The sequence below is a fragment of the Pseudoalteromonas sp. NFXS39 genome (assembly GCF_040148775.1).
GTDB classification, from domain to species: domain Bacteria; phylum Pseudomonadota; class Gammaproteobacteria; order Enterobacterales; family Alteromonadaceae; genus Pseudoalteromonas; species Pseudoalteromonas apostichopi.
The window spans coordinates 146,805-164,786 of the sequence record NZ_JAGDEC010000006.1 but is presented as its reverse complement, the minus strand read 5'-3'; the positions used below and the strand labels follow the sequence as shown (position 1 = coordinate 164,786).

The following is a 17,982-nucleotide window of genomic DNA, read 5'->3' as shown; positions in this document are numbered from 1 at the left end:
TAACAAAATGGCTATAAAAAAACATTTGGCAGTTTCAAGTTTATTAGGTGCTAGCTTTGCAGCCCTAGGCCAAAACTCCTTTATTGTAGATGATTTAAAAGTTGAAGGCTTACAACGTGTTGCACTCGGTGCTGCGTTAACACATATTCCTATCAACGTGGGCGATAATATTGATGAGTACACAATTTCAAGAACCATAAAGGCTCTCTATCGTTCAGGTCACTTTGACAATATTAAAGCGTTACGTGATGGCAACAGTGTTATCTTCCGAGTGACTGAGCGCCCAACGATCAGCATGATCGAATTTGATGGCAATAAAGACATCAAAGATGAGCAGCTAAATGAGTCGCTAGACCAGCAAGATATCCGTACTGGTGAGCCGCTTGATAAAACAGTCCTTGATAACATTGAAAAAGGCTTAGTTGAATTTTTCCATAGTATTGGTAAATACAATGCAAAAGTGGATGTAAGCATCATTAAGTTACCACGTAACCGTGTAAAACTAATGTTTGAATTTGATGAAGGTGATGCAGCTTCAATTCGTCAGATTAACCTAGTTGGTAACGAATTATTCTCTGATGAAGAATTGCTTAAGTTAGCAGAGTCTCAGCAAGATCTGCCGTGGTGGCAATTCATGTCTAGCGACCGTTATCAAAAGCAAACCATTGAAGGCGATTTAGAAAAAATTCGCAGCTACTACCTTGATCGTGGTTACTTACGCTTTAATATCGATTCAACACAAGTATCAGTAAGCCCTGAGCGTGATTCTGTTTATGTTACAGCGAATATTACCGAAGGTGTTAAATACAAAGTTAAAGGCTTTGACTTTATTGGTGACTTGCTAGGTCGTGAAGAACTAATTAAAAGTGTTATTCCGCTGAAAACTGGCGAGCTTTATAATGGCTCTGTGGTTACTTCTTCTGAAGAGTTTATTAAAAGCTACTTAGCACGTTTTGGTTATGCTAATGCTGAAGTACGAACAATCCCAGAGATTGATGACGAAAATAAAGAAGTTCAGCTAACGTTATCAGTAAACCCAGGCAAGCGTGTTTATGTTCGTCGTATTATTGTGGGTGGTAACCAAAATACCTCTGATGAAGTTGTACGTCGTGAAATGACACAGCTTGAAGGTGCGTGGCTATCAAACCAAAGCCTTGAGCGCTCTAAGCTACAAATCCAGCGTTTACCTTATATGGAAAGCGTTGATTTCAATGTTGTTCCAGTCCCTGGTGTTGATGACCAAGTTGATGTTGACTTTACTGTTAAAGAACAATCTGCAGGTAGCTTCAATGCTGGTCTTGCTTATGGTTCTTATTTGGGTCTGCAATTTAACATTGGTGTGAGTGAGTCAAACTTTTTAGGTACTGGTAACCAAATTGGTTTTAACATTAATACTTCACGTGGTTCTGAGCGTGTCAGCGTTTCTTACACAGACCCTTACTTTACTCCAGACGGTGTATCGCAAGGTAGTAGTATATTCTACAGCAACTATGATGCGAGCAAGTTCAGCCTAATCGACTATAAGTCAAAGAGTTATGGTATTGGTACTAATATTGGCTTCCCAATTGATGCTGTAAACCGTATTAACTTTGGTGTCCGTTGGGTGCAAGAAGAGTTATCTGATATTGCTGAATATGAGCAAACACGTGTTATTCGTGAAACTTTCTTAGATCCTGAAAATCCAGATGCTGGCTTTGATTTTACCAAGTACGAGTTAAGCGCAGGTTGGTCACGTGTTACTGTTAACCGTGGTTTATTCCCAACAGCAGGTTCGCGCCAATCACTTAACTTAACAGCAACAACGCCGAACTCTGATTTACAGTACTTTAAGTTAAACTACGACTCGCGTTTCTACTGGCCAATCAGTAATGACCATCGTTGGGTATTTTCAACTCGTGCAGCACTTGGCTATGGTAATGGTTATGGAACAACGAATGGTTATGACCAAACACTACCGTTCCAAGAGTTCTTCAGAATCACTGAGATGGAATTACGTGGCTTCGATAGAAATACGATTTTGCCACGGGCTGTATCGCGTGTTCCGCAAAATATTCCTGGTACACCATTACCTGATGGCACTACGACTGGTAGCATTGGTGGTGCATCAGAATTTGACCAACTTTACACAGCAGGCCGAATTGGTGGTAACGCCAAAGCGGTAGCAGGGATGGAGTTAATTGTTCCAACACCTTTCTTAGATGAAGAAAACACCAGCTCTGTACGTACCAGCTTCTTCGTAGATGCAGCTAACGTATGGGATACAGAGTTTAATATTGACCGTTATCAAAACCTGTCAACAGATCAGCGTGCAAAATTGGATGATTATTCAGATCCAATGCGCTTTAGGGTTTCAACCGGTCTTTCTCTACAATGGATCTCTCCAATGGGTCCAATGCTGATCAGTTTTGCGTATCCATTGCAAAAAGAAGAAGATGACGATACGAAGACCATCAGCTTTAACATTAGTAATACATTCTAAAGGAGTTTTTTCGTGAATAAATCAATTAAATCAACAGCTTTTGCACTACTTGCCACCTTATCTATGGGTCTATCTACTAACGCATTTGCGCACAAAGTAGGTATTGTTGATATGCAAGAAATCTACAAGCAAATCCCACAAATGGCAAAAGTAGAGCAAACGCTAGAAGCTGAATTCTCTGAGCGTCGTCAAGAGCTTGAAAAGCTTCAAGGTGATATTCGTTTTGAAGCTGAAAAGTTCAAGCGTGAAGCGACAACAATGAGCGATAAGCAAAAAGATGAATTACGTACTAAGATTCAAGGTATGCAACAGCAGCTTGCAGAAAAAGGTCGTCCTTTAGAGCAAGAAATCAAAATGCGTCAAAACCAAGAACTAGCTAAAGTTCAAAAGCTAATCTTGGATGCAATCGAAGAAGTAGCGAAAGCTGGCAAATTCGATGAAGTTAAAGTTAAAGAAACAACGATTTATGTTAACCCTAAAACTGTCGATGACTTATCAAGTAAAGTTGTTGAAAAAGTAAGTAAGCAATAGAAATCATATATGCAAAACTACACGCTTTCGCAGATAGCGGATCTTCTGGGCGCTGACCTTCAAGGTGACGGCGCCACAGAGATTAAAAAAATATCTACACTTGCAAATGCCCAACATGGGCATATTGCATTTTTAGCGAACAAGAAATATCGCTCGCAATTAGATGATACTCAAGCAAGTGCAGTGATTTTGTCACCAGCAGACGCTGAGTATTTTTCAGGTAATAAACTTGTTGTTGCAAACCCTTATGTTTGTTACGCAAAGCTCGCTCAATTGATGGACACCACACCGCGCTCTGCAGTGTCGGGTATTCACCCAAGTGCAGTCATTCACGATTCAGCCTCTATTGGCCATAATGTCGCGATCGCAGCCAATGTGGTAATTGAAGCGGGTGCTGTTATTGCTGACAATGTGCAGATTGGCCCAGGCTGTTTTATCGGTGAGCAAGCAAAAATAGGTCAAGGCACAAAGCTTTGGGCAAATGTTAGCGTTTACCATGAAGTTGAAATTGGCAGTGACTGTTTATTCCAAGCGAATACGGTCGTGGGCAGTGATGGTTTTGGTTACGCTAACGAGCGTGGCGAATGGGTGAAAATACCGCAACTTGGTCGAGTTATAATCGGTGATAAGGTTGAGGTAGGTGCGTCTACCACGATTGACCGTGGCGCACTAGACGATACTATCATCCACAGCAATGTAATTATCGATAATCAATGTCAAATAGCGCATAATGTCGAGATCGGTTCAGGTACAGCGGTTGCTGGTTGCACGGTATTTGCTGGCAGCACAGTGATCGGTAGGAATTGTCAGATTGGCGGCATGGTTGCAATTAATGGTCACATTAGCGTATGTGATGGTGCTATAATCACTGGCATGAGTATGGTGACTAAGGCAATCACAGAACCTGGAATTTATTCTTCAGGCTTGCCACATTTAACCAATAAAGAATGGCGACGTAGTATTGCCCATATCCGTAACCTTGGCGATATGAAAGACCGCATTAAAGCACTTGAGTTACTGACAAAGTCACTCAATATTGAAGACAAATAAGGATGCTATTTTGGCAAATGAATTAAATAGTCTTGATATCCAAGATATCTTGAGTTTACTTCCGCATCGTTACCCGATGCTACTTGTTGACCGTGTACTTGATTACACGCCAGGCGAGTCGTTACATGCTATAAAAAACGTAACAGTGAACGAACCTATTTTTACGGGTCATTTTCCTAATCAACCTATCTTTCCAGGTGTGTTGATTTTAGAAGCAATGGCACAAGCAACTGGCTTACTTGGTTTTAAGACAGTTGAAAATCGCAGTGATAACGAACTATATTTATTCGCAGCGATCGACAATGCGCGATTCAAACAGCCGGTATTACCTGGTGATACCATGCATTTGCATGTAGAGTTTGTAAAAGAGCGCCGCAATATATGGAAATTTGCAGCAGAAGCAAAAGTTGACGGCAAAGTAGTGTGTACTGCCGAAATCATGTGTGCGAGAAGAGAGTTTTAATAGTGATCCATCCTACGGCAATAATCGAACCAGGTGCAAAACTTGGAAATAACGTATCAGTTGGCCCTTATAGCTATATCGGTAACGATGTAACTATTGGTGATAACTGTATCATCGAATCTCATGTGGTTGTAAAAGGCCCATCGACGATTGGTTCTGGTAACCATATTTTCCAATTTGCTTCGGTTGGTGAAGCTTGCCAAGATAAAAAGTACGCTAATGAGCCAACAACCTTGATTATTGGTGACAACAACGTGATCCGTGAGTGTGCAACTATTCACCGAGGTACAATTCAAGATCAAGGTGTGACAAAAATTGGTAGCAATAACCTATTCATGGCTTACACACACGTTGCACATGATGCAGTCGTGGGCGATAACGTTATTTTTGCTAACAATGCCTCTGTTGCTGGCCACGTTCATGTAGGTGATTGGGTGATCCTTGCAGGTAATTCTGGTGTTCATCAGTTCTGTAAAATCGGTTCACATGCCTTTGTTGGTATGTACTCAGGTGTTAATAAAGATGTACCGCCATTTGTAACAACTATTGGTACGCCAGCAGGCCCTGTAGCAATCAATACTGAAGGCATGAAGCGCCGAGGTTTTGAAAGCGATGAAATCATGGCCACACGCCGTGCATATAAAACGCTTTACCGTAAGAGCTTAGGTGTTGAAGAAGCAATCGCTGAGCTAAGCGAAGATGCTGCGAAGTACCCAGCTGTTCAGCTGATGATAGACTTTGTGAAAAGCTCTGAGCGCGGAATTATTCGCTAATTATAAGCGATAGACTAAAAGCCACCGAAAGGTGGCTTTTTTGCTTTTATAGTTCAGGTTTTGCTAATACCAATCCGCAAAAATACTTAATCATTTTGAGGGATTAAACCTGTCGCTATCTGCGTTAAAAATTTCTAATTTAGAACAACTAAATAACGAAATTTTTGCCTTGCTATCAACGAGGTTTTATTGCCTCAAAATAGACCATTTAATTAAGCGGATTGGTATAAGCGCTTGCTACATTTATGGTAAAAAAAAAGGATTATATAATATGAACAAACTCATCCTCTTTGCATTATTAAGCTTAATTATAACTGGTTGTAGTAGTGCGCCTTCGGTATCTAAAGGAGTGATTGAAAAAGGCAAAGCCAGTTATTACGCTGATAAATACCATGGCCGAACTACAGCAAGTGGAGAGGTGTTTAATCAACAGGCATTGAGCGCGGCTCATCAAACGCTTGGCTTTGGCAGCAGAGTAAAGGTCACCAATATTAGTAACAATAAAAGTAAGATTGTTACCATTAATGACCGCGGCCCATTTATCCGCGGTCGTATTATCGATTTATCAAAAAAGGCGTTCTCACAAATTGCCTCAGTAAAGCAAGGTGTGATTGACGTTACAGTTGAGCGACTCGATTAAAAACGGGTGATAAGCTCCACGTAATCAGCTTCATTCGCCACTAATTCAGCATGACTTGCAAGCGCTCTTACTTGTCCTTGTTCTAACCAAATAACCTTATCAACACGACTTAGCATTTCTGGATCGTGAGTAATGGTCAGCATAGTTTTATCGGCCCATATTTTTTCAAGCGTAGTGAGCAATTTCTGCTTGGTATGGTTATCTAGGCTCTCTGTTGGTTCATCAAGAACAATTAAATTACCTTCCCTTAATAGGGCTTGGGCAATGGCGATTCGACGTGACTGACCATGTGAAAGTTTTCTTCCCGCGGTGCCTAAACGGGTATTAAGGCCGGTCTTTAAGTTGTTTAGCCAAGAGCCAAGTTCAGCTTGTTCACAGGCTTCAATAAGCATTTCATCAGTCGCCTCTGGCGCTGCATAGCGAAGATTCTCACGAAGCGTACCATCAAAAATATGATGTTGCTGAGCAACAATTGTCAGCTGCTTAAAGCGTGTTGCAGCCGTCATGCTTTCTAGTTCAAAGGTACCTTGATCTGTAATGAATTTTAATGAGCCTGATTGCTTTGGCCAAAGGCCTGTGAGTAAGTTAACAAGGGTAGTTTTGCCACTGCCACTGGCACCCACTAGCGCAACATTACTCCCCGGTGTAATCACAAAATTGATATTATTAAGAGCTTTGTTTTTCGCTCCTGCGTATTGGTAATTCACCGCAGCCAGTTCAAGACCAATTGCAGATTGGTGAGCTAAGCAGTTTTGCTGTTTACTTAGATGGCTGCTGTGCTTATCTTCAAGTGCAAACAGTCGCTTTGCAGCACTTAGGGTGAGTGGCAACTCGATAAATGCAGTGGGCAAGGTGAGCACTGTTTCAAAACTTGCTAATACAAATAACGCGAGCATCGCCAGTTCAACGTTTTTCATGGTTCCCATTGCAACCAGTGGAATTATCATAAATACACTGGCTAGCATGGTAAGCTGTATCACCAAAGTGCTTAAGCCATTGCTGTTTGCAACGGCTTTGTGGCGGTTATAGAGCTGGCTGTTGTATTGCTTACTCAGTAAGTCACAATGGGTTAATTGCGCTTCTTGTGCTTGATAAACAGCAAGCTCTCTTGCACCTTTTAGAGTATCGGCAAGTTCAGACCTTAACTCTGCTGAAATTTGTGTTTCTGCATCTGCTTGTCGGTGAAGTTTACGGCTTAATATTGCTGGTAGCAGTACGCCAATAATCATCAGTGAAATAAAGCAGACTAATGCAACCTCAGCGCTATACATAGCCATAAATGCCATTACGATAGGGATGCTGATAATCGCGACGATAATGGGAAGCAGCACATTTAGGTAAAACTTATCTAGCGCATCAACATCGTTTTGCAGGCGGTTAAACAAATCGCTACTACGACTCATTGCTAAGTCAACGTTGTTTAGCTGGCTGAGGGTCCTGAACATTTTTACGCGAAATTCGCTCAGTAATAAAAAGGTGGCATTATGAGTTATCATCCGCTCACCGTAACGTGAAGCTGTGCGTACTATCGCTAAAAAGCGGATCACCCCAGCTGGAGTAAAGTAATTCATCTGCACTCCGGCAATACCAGCGGCTGCCATGGCTGCTAAAAACCAGCCCGAAATAGAGAGTAAGCCAACGTTAGCAAGTACCGTTAAGCTTGCTAAAAAAGCACCCAGTAACAGCATGCCAGCATGAGGCTTGCATAGCTTTAATAAGCGTATAAAGTTATGCATGGGCTTCACCTTGGCTCACGAGTTTAGCAAAGAGGCCTGCTTGTTCAATGAGTTGCTGATAATGACCAGATTCAACAATTTGACCTTGTTGCATTACGTAAATATTATCCGCCTGTTTTACCGTATTAAGCCTGTGAGCAATAACCAACACGAGATGGTTTTTTGCATAATCTTGAATTGCCTGATTGATTAGGCGCTCTGTTTGGCTGTCTAAGTGCGCTGTAGGCTCATCAAGCATTAGCACAGGGGCATTCTTTAAAAACGCACGGGCAAGGGCTATGCGCTGCTTTTGCCCCCCAGAGAGGCCTTCTCCTTGCTCACCTAATAAGGTATTAAATCCATCAGGTAAGGCGTTTATAAACTCTAGCGCACCTGCTCTCATTGCGGCCTCGTCGAGTTCTGTTTGACTTGCATCTGGTTTAGCTAATCTCAGATTGTCTGCAACAGTTCGATAAAATAACGTGGCTTGTTGTGGGATCCACGCAAGTTGTGCTTGCCAATCATGTAAAGCAATAGTGCTTAGTTGCTGTCCGTTAATGATAATGGCACTGCTGGCTTTATGATGAAAACCCAATAGGCAATCAAATAAGGTACTTTTACCAGAGCCACTTTCACCCACAAATGCAATTAGGCCTTTTTTAGGTAGGGTTAAGTTTATATCAGTCACCCCTTCATTTGTTTCGGGGTAGTGGTAGCTAAGCGCACTCAGTTGTATGTCTTTTAGCGGTAACTCAAGTTTAGAGGAACCTAAATGTTCATCGGCGTCGCTCTGATTAATTATGTCGACCATATCAGCAGCGGCGCTAATACCCTCGAGCTTTGCATGGTAATGAGTGCCCATTTGTCGAAGTGGTAAGTAAAACTCAGGAGCCAGTAATAGCACTACAAATCCGGTGGCAAAATCGAGCGTACCAAAAAACAGTCTAAAGCCAATGATCACTGCAACAAGTGCAACACTAATAGTGGCTAAAAACTCAAGTGCGAAAGAAGATAAAAAGGCAACTTTCAATACTCCCATGGTTGCACCACGGTAATCATCAGAAATCTGACTGATACTATTTAGCTCACGCTTGGTTGCATTAAATAGTTTTAATTGAGTAAGCCCTTGTAGGCGGTCGAAAAAGTAATTGCCGAGTACAGCAAGTTGCTGCCAACGTTCTTGGTTGAGCTGCTCAGCTTTATGGCCCACTAAAATCATAAAAAATGGGATAAGCGGGGCTGTTAAAAGAAAAATGAGCCCAGCTTTGTAATCGGTTGGAAAAATCACTACTAATATAGCCAAAGGGATCAGTGCGCTGTATGCCACGCTGGGAATGTAGTTTGCGTAGTATTGATGCAGCGCTTCAACACCATTATGTAATGTATTAAGCGTTGCGCCATGTCCTTTTTGTTCACTATAGGCCGGACCAAGTTTGGTTAACTTTTCAAGTAATGTATTGCGCATCACGTTTTTTATTTTTAATGCGGCAAGGTTACTTACTCGCTCACTAAGAGCAACAAGCACAGCGCGTAGTAAGATAAGTCCAGCAAGAGGCCATAACAAGGGGATTACAGCTTGCAAGTCTGCTTGCTCAAACATGACTTGATGAACAGCGTTTGCAAGAAGATAACAAGAGGCAATCATTAATAGGGCATTGAGTGTACCCAGACTAATGCTTAATTTAAGAAGTCCTGAAGCGGACTGACTATACTGCTTTAAAAAAGCGCGCAGCGTTTGCTGCTGCGCGCGATTTGGTCGGGGTTTAGTTGTCATCGTTGTTTTTGAGTCTCGCGTACAGCTCTAGCTCATCATCAGCGATAGAATCTTTATGTTGGTGAAATTCGTACCACATTACGTTAATCACCCCAAGAGTACAGGCTAATAGAACACCTAATATCCAGGCAAAATACCACATATTTAAATCTCCTTAATAGCTACCGTGGGTGTTGTTTTCAATTTCATTGATGGTTACTTTGCGCCACATTTTCACATAACACCATGTCGTGTAAATAAGAATAAGTGGTACAAAAATAACGGCAGCGAAAAACATCACGTTTAATGTCATATGGCTCGAAACTGCATCCCACATAGTTAGACTAATATTTGGGTTATTGCTCGAAGGCATAACGAACGGGAACATTGACATACCCGCAGTCAATATCACACCTGCTAGCATTAAGCTTGAAGCGATAAGTGCCATCGCTGGTTTTTGTAATTTAGATAACACAATTGCCAGTGCAGCCATGATAAAAGCAAGAGCAGGGAACAGCATTGTTAATGGCATTTTTGTATAGTTATCAAGCCATGCACCTGGTGCCTGAGTTACTGTTTTAGCCAATGGATTTGCAAAGCCTTGTGTATCGCCCATGCTAACGATTTTATAACCGTCAATTTGAGATACCCACACACCTGCTAAGGCAAATAATACAATAAACGCCATAAGTGCATATTGGCCATATTGTGCTGAACGTTTTGCTACTTCTGCATCAGTTCGAAGTTGCAACCACATACCCGCATGACCAACTAGCATAAGTACACTAACGAGACCAACGACGATGGCAAACGGGTTCAATAACGCAAAGAATGAACCTTGGTAGCTAACACGTAGTAGATCATCGATATGATAAGGCACACCTTGTAATAGGTTACCAAAGGCAACCCCAAATACGAGTGCTGGAATAAAGCTACCTGCAAACAGGCCCCAATCCCAGTTATTACGCCAGCGTGGTGAATCTATTTTTGAGCGGTAATCAAAACCAAGCGGTCTGAAAAATAGCGCAAATAACACCAGCATCATTGCAAAGTAAAAGCCAGAGAATGCGGCTGCATACACCATAGGCCAAGCAGCAAAGAGGGCACCACCTGCGGTGATGAACCATACTTGGTTTCCATCCCAGTGAGCGCCAATGGTGTTAATTACTGTACGGCGTTCAACATCAGTTTTACCAACCAGACGAAGCAAAATTGCCACGCCCATATCCATACCATCGGTCACTGCAAAGCCAATCAGTAATACACCAATTAACAGCCACCAAATTAGTTTTAGTGTTTCGTAATCAAAAATCATGACTGAGCTCCTTCGCTTACAAGTGAATCCGCTTTGGCAAGTTCATGGTGATATTTACCGGTATGAAGCGAGCTTGGACCTTGTTTAACAAAGCGCAGCATCAACCAGCCTTCAACTGCAGCTAGACCTGTATAGAATACTAAGAAACCAGTAATACTAATCAATAAGTCATTCACCGTCAGCGACGAGGTTGCCAAGAAGGTCGGTAGAATTTCTGAAATTGCCCAAGGTTGGCGACCGTATTCTGCAACAATCCAGCCAAACTCAATGGCAATCCAAGGAAGTGGAATACTCCATACTGCAGCCCAGAGTAACCAACGCTTTTGCTCAATAATACGGTGTGCATTGTAATAAAACGCCAGAACAAATACGCCAAGCATAATGACACCACAGCCAACCATGATTCTAAATGACCAGAACATAGGGCCAACTTGAGGGATTGAGTCTTTCACTGCTTTTTGAATATGTTCTTCTGTTGCATCTACCACGTTAGGTGTGTAGCGCTTAAGTAACAAACCATAGCCAAGATCAGCTTTTAAAGTATCGAATTTAGCAATGTTTTCAGGGGTGTCTTCACCACCACGAAGCTTCTCTAGGTATTCGTATGCAATCATGCCATTACGAATACGCTCTTCATGCTGTGCTTCGAGGTCTTTAATGCCTGTTACTTGCTCATCAATTGAGCGCGTTGCAATGATACCTAGCGCATATGGAATTTTAACAGCAGCGTGAGTTACTTGCTCTTCAGAGTCAGGAATACCTACCAGTGTGAATGCAGCAGGGGCTTCTTCGGTGTGCCACTCAGCTTCAATGGTAGCGAGTTTTACTTTTTGCACCTCGCCAACTTCGTAGCCAGATTCATCACCAAGTAAAATAACACAAAGAATAGACGCTAAACCAAAACCTGACGCGACCGAGAACGAGCGTTTTGCAAAAGCAAGGTCGCGACCTTTTAAGATGTACCAGCTACTAATACCAAGTACGAACATAGATGCTGCAACATAGCCTGCTGATACGGTATGAATAAACTTAACTTGTGCGACTGGGTTAAATACCAATTCAGCAAAGCTGGTCATTTCCATACGCATGGTTTGGTAATTAAATTCAGCACCTACAGGATTCTGCATCCAACCATTTGCTACTAAAATCCATAGCGCAGATAAGTTAGTACCTAATGCCATCAAGAAGGTTGCAGCAAGATGCTGGCGTCGTGTCAGTCGTTCCCAGCCTAAAAAGAACATACCCACAAAAGTTGATTCTAAGAAGAAAGCCATTAAGCCTTCAATCGCCAGTGGAGCACCAAAAATATCGCCCACATAGTGAGAGTAATAAGACCAGTTGGTACCGAACTCAAACTCCATGGTAAGGCCTGTGGCCACACCAATCGCAAAGTTAATACCAAATAACTTACCCCAGAACTTAGTCATATCACGATAAATTTCTCGACCAGTCATCACGTAAACGGATTCCATGATCACCAAAATCCACGTCATACCTAAGGTAAGTGGGACAAATAGGAAGTGAAATAGGGCAGTGATTGCAAATTGCAATCGCGATAGATCCACAAATGTTTCATCTATCATTGTTAAGCTCCTTGTTAGCGGGTGCGGTAGACACGACAAATTATCGGTTATAAAGTTTCAGTAATTATTGAAACTTTGCAAATAGTAAACCTGTATTCATTTTAGTCAATAGGAAAATATGAAATAAAGATGAATTAATTATGTTCATCTTTTCTACAGATTAGAGATAAAACTCTAAAATTTCAAATATTTAATCGTTATAAAAAGCCTGTTAGCTATGGCTTATTTTATTCTTTTTCATATATTTTTTTTAGCAAGCGGCAATAAACCTGCACGATTCGCGCTTAAGAAGCTCAATCATTGAGCAAGTAAGCACGCTAATTTCGATTTCTAGTATTTATTAACTCTGTGACATTTATCCGACTGCTAAAACACGGTAAACTCATTTTTATTAGTGCCAAAAGTTGCGAATTATCAACGAATGAAAGAACATACAAAGCCGTTACGTATTGCCTTGGTGGCAGGTGAGTTATCTGGTGATATTTTAGGTGAAGGGCTAATAAAAGCACTTAAACGCCGTTTTCCGGATGCCATATTTGAAGGGATTGCGGGCCCGCGTATGCAAGCGGCTGGCTGTAAAACATTATTCGATATGGATGAATTATCGGTAATGGGTTTAGTTGAGGTACTTGGCCGGTTACCTCGCTTACTTAAAATACGCAAACAATTGGTGCAACATTTTATCGACAATCCACCGGATGTATTTATTGGTATTGATGCGCCTGACTTTAATTTACGTGTTGAAAAACCGCTAAAAGAAGCAGGCATTAAAACAGTACAATATGTTAGTCCATCAGTGTGGGCGTGGCGTGAAAAACGTATTCATAAAATCAGTGCAGCCACAAATTTAGTGTTGGCATTATTACCGTTTGAAAAAGCCTTTTACGATAAACACGGTGTACCATGTACTTTTGTTGGGCACACGCTTGCCGATGATATTGCACTTGAGCATGACCAAACCGAGGCTCGTAACAAACTTGGTTTAGCACAAACAGATAAAGTGCTAGCGTTATTACCGGGTAGCCGTGGTTCTGAAGTGGGGCTTTTAAGCGAAACCTACATCGAAACGGCATCTAAACTACAAGCACAAAATCCTGATCTTAAAATTGTGGTGCCATTAGTTAATGAGAAACGAAAAGCACAGTTTTGTGAAATTTTAGAAAAAACAGATCCTGAGCTAAAACTGCAATTATTGGATGGTCAGTCAAACCTTGCAATGCAAGCAGCGGATGCCATTTTACTTGCCTCAGGAACCGCAACACTTGAAGGCATGTTGTATAAAAAGCCGATGGTCGTGGGCTACAAAATTAAGCCTATGAGTTATTGGATATTCAAAACATTATTCACTTTTAACATTAAATATTTCTCGTTGCCTAACTTATTAGCCAATGAAGAACTAGTACCAGAATACCTACAATCAGAGTGTAATGTTGATAACTTATCAGCTGCGCTAACACCTATGTTGAATACGGATAACAGTGAACTAAAAGCGCGCTTTTTAGCCATCCATAAAGACATAAGATTAAATGCCAATGAACAAGCTGCAGCAGCAGTCGCGGAGTTACTAAATGCAAATTGAACGACCGAATGTTAATTATATTGCTGGTGTAGATGAAGTTGGCCGTGGTCCATTGGTCGGTGATGTTGTTACCGCTGCGGTGATACTCGACCCAAATAAGCCTATTGCAGGTTTAACCGATTCTAAAAAGTTATCAGACAAAAAACGTCAATTATTGGCTGCAGAAATAAAAGAAAAAGCGCTGTGTTATGCCATTGGTCGCTGTAGCCCAAGTGAAATTGACGAATTAAATATATTGCACGCCACTATGCTAGCAATGAGTCGCGCAGTTGAAGGCTTAAGTGTTAAACCTGAGTTTGTTTTTATTGATGGCAACCGTGTGCCAAGCCAACTGACAGTTCCAGCACAGGCGGTAGTAAAAGGCGATAGCTTGGTCGAAGAGATTTCAGCTGCTTCTATTTTAGCTAAAGTTGCCCGTGATGATGAAATGATTGAGCTTGATAAGCGTTATCCTGATTATGGCTTTGCAGGCCACAAAGGCTATCCGACTAAAGCGCACTTTGCGGCACTCGAACAATACGGTGCAATTGCAGAACATCGTAAAAGCTTTAAACCTGTTCAGCGCATTTTGGCGTTAAAAGGAGAGCAATTGTAATGCCAGCGCCGCAATTTGTTCACTTACGTGTTCACTCAGATTTCTCAATGGTGGATGGTCTAGCTAAAACTAAGCCGATTGTAGCTAAAGCAGAAGAGCTGCAAATGCCTGCATTGGCTATTACCGATCAGATGAACTTATGTGGTTTGGTGCGTTTTTATGGTGCTGCCCATGGTGCCGGTATTAAGCCAATTGTCGGCGCTGATTTTTGGTTAAGAAGCCCTGAATTTGAAGACGAACCTAGTCGTATTACCATCTTAGCGAAAGATAACGAAGGCTATAAAAACCTTACTTTATTGATCTCTAAAGCATATCAGCGCGGACATTTATTTCATCGCCCTGTGGTTGACCGTGAATGGCTGGTGGAGCACAAAAATGGCCTAATCTTATTATCTGGTGCGAAAGATGGTGACTTAGGTAAAGCCCTATTAAAAGGTAACCCTGGGCTCATTGAATCGGTAGTTAGCTTTTATAAGCAGCATTTTAGCGATCATTATTACATTGAGCTTATTCGTACTGAGCGTGCTTTAGAAGAAGACTATTTACACCTAGCTGTTGAGCTTGCCGCAAAAGAGCAGTTACCCGTGGTGGCAACTAACGAAGTAGTGTTTTTAAAACCAGAAAACTTTGAAGCCCACGAAATCCGAGTTGCAATCCATGACGGTTACACATTAGAAGATAAACGTAGACCAAAACGCTTTTCTGAGCAGCAATATCTTAAAACAGCGGAGCAAATGGCTGAGCTATTTAGCGATATTCCAGAAGCGTTAGAAAACACCGTTGAAATTGCCAAGCGCTGTAATGTGACCGTGCAGCTAGGGACTTACTTCTTACCAGATTATCCAACTGGATCGCTGAAAATTGACGACTTCTTGGTAAAGGTTTCTGAAGATGGTCTTGAAGAGCGTTTACAGTTTTTATTCCCCGATGAGCAAGAGCGTAAAGAAAAACGTGTTGAGTATGATGAGCGTCTAAAAATAGAGCTCGAGGTAATCAACCAAATGGGGTTCCCTGGTTACTTCTTGATCGTAATGGAGTTCATCCAGTGGAGTAAAGATAACAATATTCCGGTAGGACCAGGGCGTGGTTCTGGTGCTGGTTCGTTGGTTGCTTATGCACTAAAGATTACCGACCTTGATCCGTTAGAATTTGACTTACTATTCGAACGTTTCTTGAACCCTGAGCGTATCTCAATGCCCGACTTTGATGTCGACTTCTGTATGGACCGACGCGATGAGGTAATCGATCACGTAGCGGCGCTTTATGGTCGTGACGCGGTATCTCAGATCATCACTTTTGGTACCATGGCCGCAAAAGCGGTTATTCGGGATGTAGGCCGTGTATTAGGCCACCCTTACGGCTTTGTTGATCGTATTTCGAAATTAGTACCGGGCGATCCGGGTATGACCTTAGCTAAAGCCTTTGATGTTGAGCCACGTTTACAAGAAGCCTACGACGGTGATGAAGAGGTAAAAGAACTTATCGATATGTGTCGCATCCTTGAAGGGTGTACACGTAATGCCGGTAAACACGCTGGTGGTGTTGTAATATCTCCAACTACTATCACTGACTTTGCGGCCCTTTATTGTGATGATGAAGGTAAATTCCCAGTAACGCAATTTGATAAAAACGATGTTGAGACGGCAGGCTTAGTTAAGTTCGACTTCTTAGGTCTAAGAACGTTAACTATCTTGCAGTGGGCGCTTGATATGACTAATGAGCGCTTAGCCCGAGAGGGGAAAGAGCCGGTTGATATCAACGCTATTCCTCTTGATGATAAGCCAAGTATTGAGTTACTGCTACGCGCCGAAACCACCGCGGTATTCCAGCTAGAATCTCGTGGTATGAAAGATTTGATTCGCCGTCTGAAACCCGACTGTTTCGAAGATATGATCGCACTGGTAGCACTATTCCGCCCAGGTCCATTGCAATCAGGCATGGTAGATAACTTTATCGACCGTAAGCATGGTCGAGAAGAAATATCCTACCCAGATGTTCAATGGCAACATGAAAGTCTGCAGCCAATATTAGAGCCAACCTACGGTATCATTCTATACCAAGAACAAGTAATGCAGATTGCGCAGGTTCTAGCAGGTTATACGCTAGGTGGCGCTGATATGTTGCGTCGTGCGATGGGTAAGAAAAAGCCAGAGGAGATGGCAAAGCAACGTTCAACCTTCGAAGAAGGAGCTGTTAATAACGGAGTTGACGGCGAACTTGCAATGAAAATCTTCGACTTGGTAGAGAAGTTCGCAGGTTATGGTTTTAACAAATCTCACTCAGCTGCTTATGCCTTAGTATCGTACCAAACACTGTGGATGAAAACCCACTACCCAGCAGAGTTTATGGCAGCGGTAATGTCGGCGGATATGGATAACACCGATAAAATTGTTACCTTGGTAGATGAATGTGAAAACATGAAACTGACCTTGCTACCACCAGATGTAAATGCCGGTGAGTACAAGTTTACGGTTAATCTACAAGGTGAAATTGTCTACGGTATCGGTGCAATTAAAGGGGTCGGTGAGGCGCCTGTTGAAGCTATTTTAGAAGCTCGTAGCGAAGGTGGTCCGTTTAAAGACTTATTTGATTTTTGTGCCCGTGTTGACTTAAAGCGTTTAAATAAGCGTGTTGTTGAAAAGCTTATTTATGCCGGAGCACTCGATCAACTCGGCCCAGATAAAACACAGCCTGGTCGTGCTACCTTATTGGCTAGTTTAAAAGATGCAATGCGAGCAGCCGATCAGCATCATAAGGCTGAGTCACTAGGGCAGGCAGATTTATTTGGTTTACTTGCGACAGAGCCAGATGAAGTTGAACAAGCATTCATTAAAGCAACCGATTTAACCGACAATGAGTGGCTTGATGGTGAGAAAGAAACCTTAGGCCTGTATTTAACTGGCCACCCAATTAATCAGTATCGTAAAGAGTTAAAACACTATACAACGGGAAGACTAGTCGATTTACAGCCAACTAATCGCGATGTGCAGTCCACAGCTGCAGGCTTAGTGATTTCTGCCCGAACCCTGATAAACAAAAAGGGAAATCGTTGGGGTCTTGTAACTTTAGATGACAAGAGTGCCCGTATTGATGTACGCTTATTCCCAGAACAGTTTGAAATGTACCAAGATTTGCTGCAAGTAAACAATATCTTGGTAATATCAGGACAGGTCAGCTTTGATAACTTCTCCGGTGGCATTACAATGACCGCTAGAGACATATGCACCATCGCTGAGGCGCGAGAAAAACGTATAAAAGCGATTAAAATGACCTTAAATATGGTGCAGATCGAGGCGAACTTCTTCGATAATTTACAAAAAGTACTGGAACCTTATAAGTTTGGTACTTGTCCTATTAAAGTATTCTATCAACGTCCGGATGCGTTGGCTGAGATTACTTTAGGAACCGAATGGTGTGTTACGCCGAGCGATGACTTAATTCACAAGTTATCGCTTATGGCGGCGCAAGATGTAGAACTAGAATTTAATTAATTAGGTAGTTTAGAG

The 17,982-nt window shown here is 42.0% G+C and carries 14 protein-coding genes; 9 read left to right on the top strand and 5 right to left on the bottom strand.

The window, feature by feature from the left end:
- The first annotated feature begins 7 nt into the window (after positions 1-7).
- The 6 genes from bamA to J3455_RS12760 all read left to right on the top strand — a co-directional run bounded on the left by bamA (position 8) and on the right by J3455_RS12760 (position 5,936).
- Positions 8-2,479, top strand: coding sequence for an outer membrane protein assembly factor BamA (bamA, locus tag J3455_RS12785; RefSeq protein ID WP_130051020.1), 2,472 nt, complete (start codon positions 8-10; stop codon positions 2,477-2,479).
- Between the two features lie 12 nt (positions 2,480-2,491).
- Positions 2,492-3,010, top strand: coding sequence for an OmpH/Skp family outer membrane protein (locus J3455_RS12780; protein ID WP_130051021.1), 519 nt, complete (start codon positions 2,492-2,494; stop codon positions 3,008-3,010).
- 9 nt (positions 3,011-3,019) lie between these two features.
- A complete protein-coding gene (gene lpxD / locus J3455_RS12775; RefSeq protein ID WP_130051022.1) occupies positions 3,020-4,060 on the top strand; it encodes a UDP-3-O-(3-hydroxymyristoyl)glucosamine N-acyltransferase in 1,041 nt (346 codons plus the stop codon).
- Positions 4,061-4,070: 10 nt separating this feature from the next.
- Positions 4,071-4,523, top strand: coding sequence for a 3-hydroxyacyl-ACP dehydratase FabZ (gene fabZ, locus J3455_RS12770; RefSeq protein WP_054562040.1), 453 nt, complete (start codon positions 4,071-4,073; stop codon positions 4,521-4,523).
- A 2-nt stretch (positions 4,524-4,525) separates the two neighbouring features.
- Entirely contained in the window at positions 4,526-5,296 is a 771-nt protein-coding gene (gene lpxA / locus J3455_RS12765) for an acyl-ACP--UDP-N-acetylglucosamine O-acyltransferase (RefSeq protein WP_054553112.1), read from the top strand.
- Between the two features lie 271 nt (positions 5,297-5,567).
- Positions 5,568-5,936: a septal ring lytic transglycosylase RlpA family protein gene (locus tag J3455_RS12760; RefSeq protein WP_349561869.1), complete on the top strand. Its 369-nt coding sequence runs from the start codon at positions 5,568-5,570 to the stop codon at positions 5,934-5,936.
- Here J3455_RS12760 and cydC read toward each other — a convergent pair.
- From cydC to J3455_RS12735, 5 genes are read right to left on the bottom strand one after another with little or no spacing between them, the layout of a single operon-like run.
- The gene (cydC, locus tag J3455_RS12755) at positions 5,933-7,672 is read right to left on the bottom strand and encodes a thiol reductant ABC exporter subunit CydC (RefSeq protein ID WP_349561868.1); all 1,740 of its coding nucleotides are present in this window, start codon (positions 7,670-7,672) and stop codon (positions 5,933-5,935) included. The two genes, J3455_RS12760 and cydC, sit on opposite strands and share 4 nt — an antisense overlap.
- Complete coding sequence (gene cydD / locus J3455_RS12750) at positions 7,665-9,425, bottom strand: thiol reductant ABC exporter subunit CydD (RefSeq protein ID WP_349561867.1); 1,761 nt, start codon at positions 9,423-9,425, stop codon at positions 7,665-7,667. Before cydD ends, cydC begins: the two co-directional genes overlap by 8 nt.
- Positions 9,415-9,567: a cytochrome bd-I oxidase subunit CydX gene (cydX, locus tag J3455_RS12745; protein WP_036969707.1), complete on the bottom strand. Its 153-nt coding sequence runs from the start codon at positions 9,565-9,567 to the stop codon at positions 9,415-9,417. Before cydX ends, cydD begins: the two co-directional genes overlap by 11 nt.
- A 12-nt stretch (positions 9,568-9,579) precedes the next feature.
- Positions 9,580-10,719 carry a cytochrome d ubiquinol oxidase subunit II gene (gene cydB, locus J3455_RS12740; protein ID WP_130051026.1) on the bottom strand — a complete coding sequence of 380 codons (1,140 nt, stop codon included), beginning with the start codon at positions 10,717-10,719 and terminating at the stop codon, positions 9,580-9,582.
- On the bottom strand, positions 10,716-12,302 hold the full coding sequence (locus tag J3455_RS12735) for a cytochrome ubiquinol oxidase subunit I (protein ID WP_130051027.1): 1,587 nt from the start codon (positions 12,300-12,302) through the stop codon (positions 10,716-10,718). Before J3455_RS12735 ends, cydB begins: the two co-directional genes overlap by 4 nt.
- A gap of 421 nt (positions 12,303-12,723) precedes the next feature.
- On the opposite strand from J3455_RS12735, the gene lpxB reads away from it, so the two are divergent.
- Genes lpxB through dnaE form a run of 3 tightly spaced genes read left to right on the top strand, consistent with a single transcriptional unit; the run spans position 12,724 to position 17,967 of the window.
- Positions 12,724-13,881: a lipid-A-disaccharide synthase gene (gene lpxB, locus J3455_RS12730; RefSeq protein WP_167658371.1), complete on the top strand. Its 1,158-nt coding sequence runs from the start codon at positions 12,724-12,726 to the stop codon at positions 13,879-13,881.
- Complete coding sequence (gene rnhB / locus J3455_RS12725) at positions 13,871-14,476, top strand: ribonuclease HII (RefSeq protein WP_130051029.1); 606 nt, start codon at positions 13,871-13,873, stop codon at positions 14,474-14,476. Before lpxB ends, rnhB begins: the two co-directional genes overlap by 11 nt.
- The gene (gene dnaE, locus J3455_RS12720; RefSeq protein WP_130051030.1) at positions 14,476-17,967 is read left to right on the top strand and encodes a DNA polymerase III subunit alpha; all 3,492 of its coding nucleotides are present in this window, start codon (positions 14,476-14,478) and stop codon (positions 17,965-17,967) included. The genes rnhB and dnaE overlap by 1 nt, the downstream gene beginning before the upstream one ends.
- Positions 17,968-17,982 lie beyond the last annotated feature (15 nt).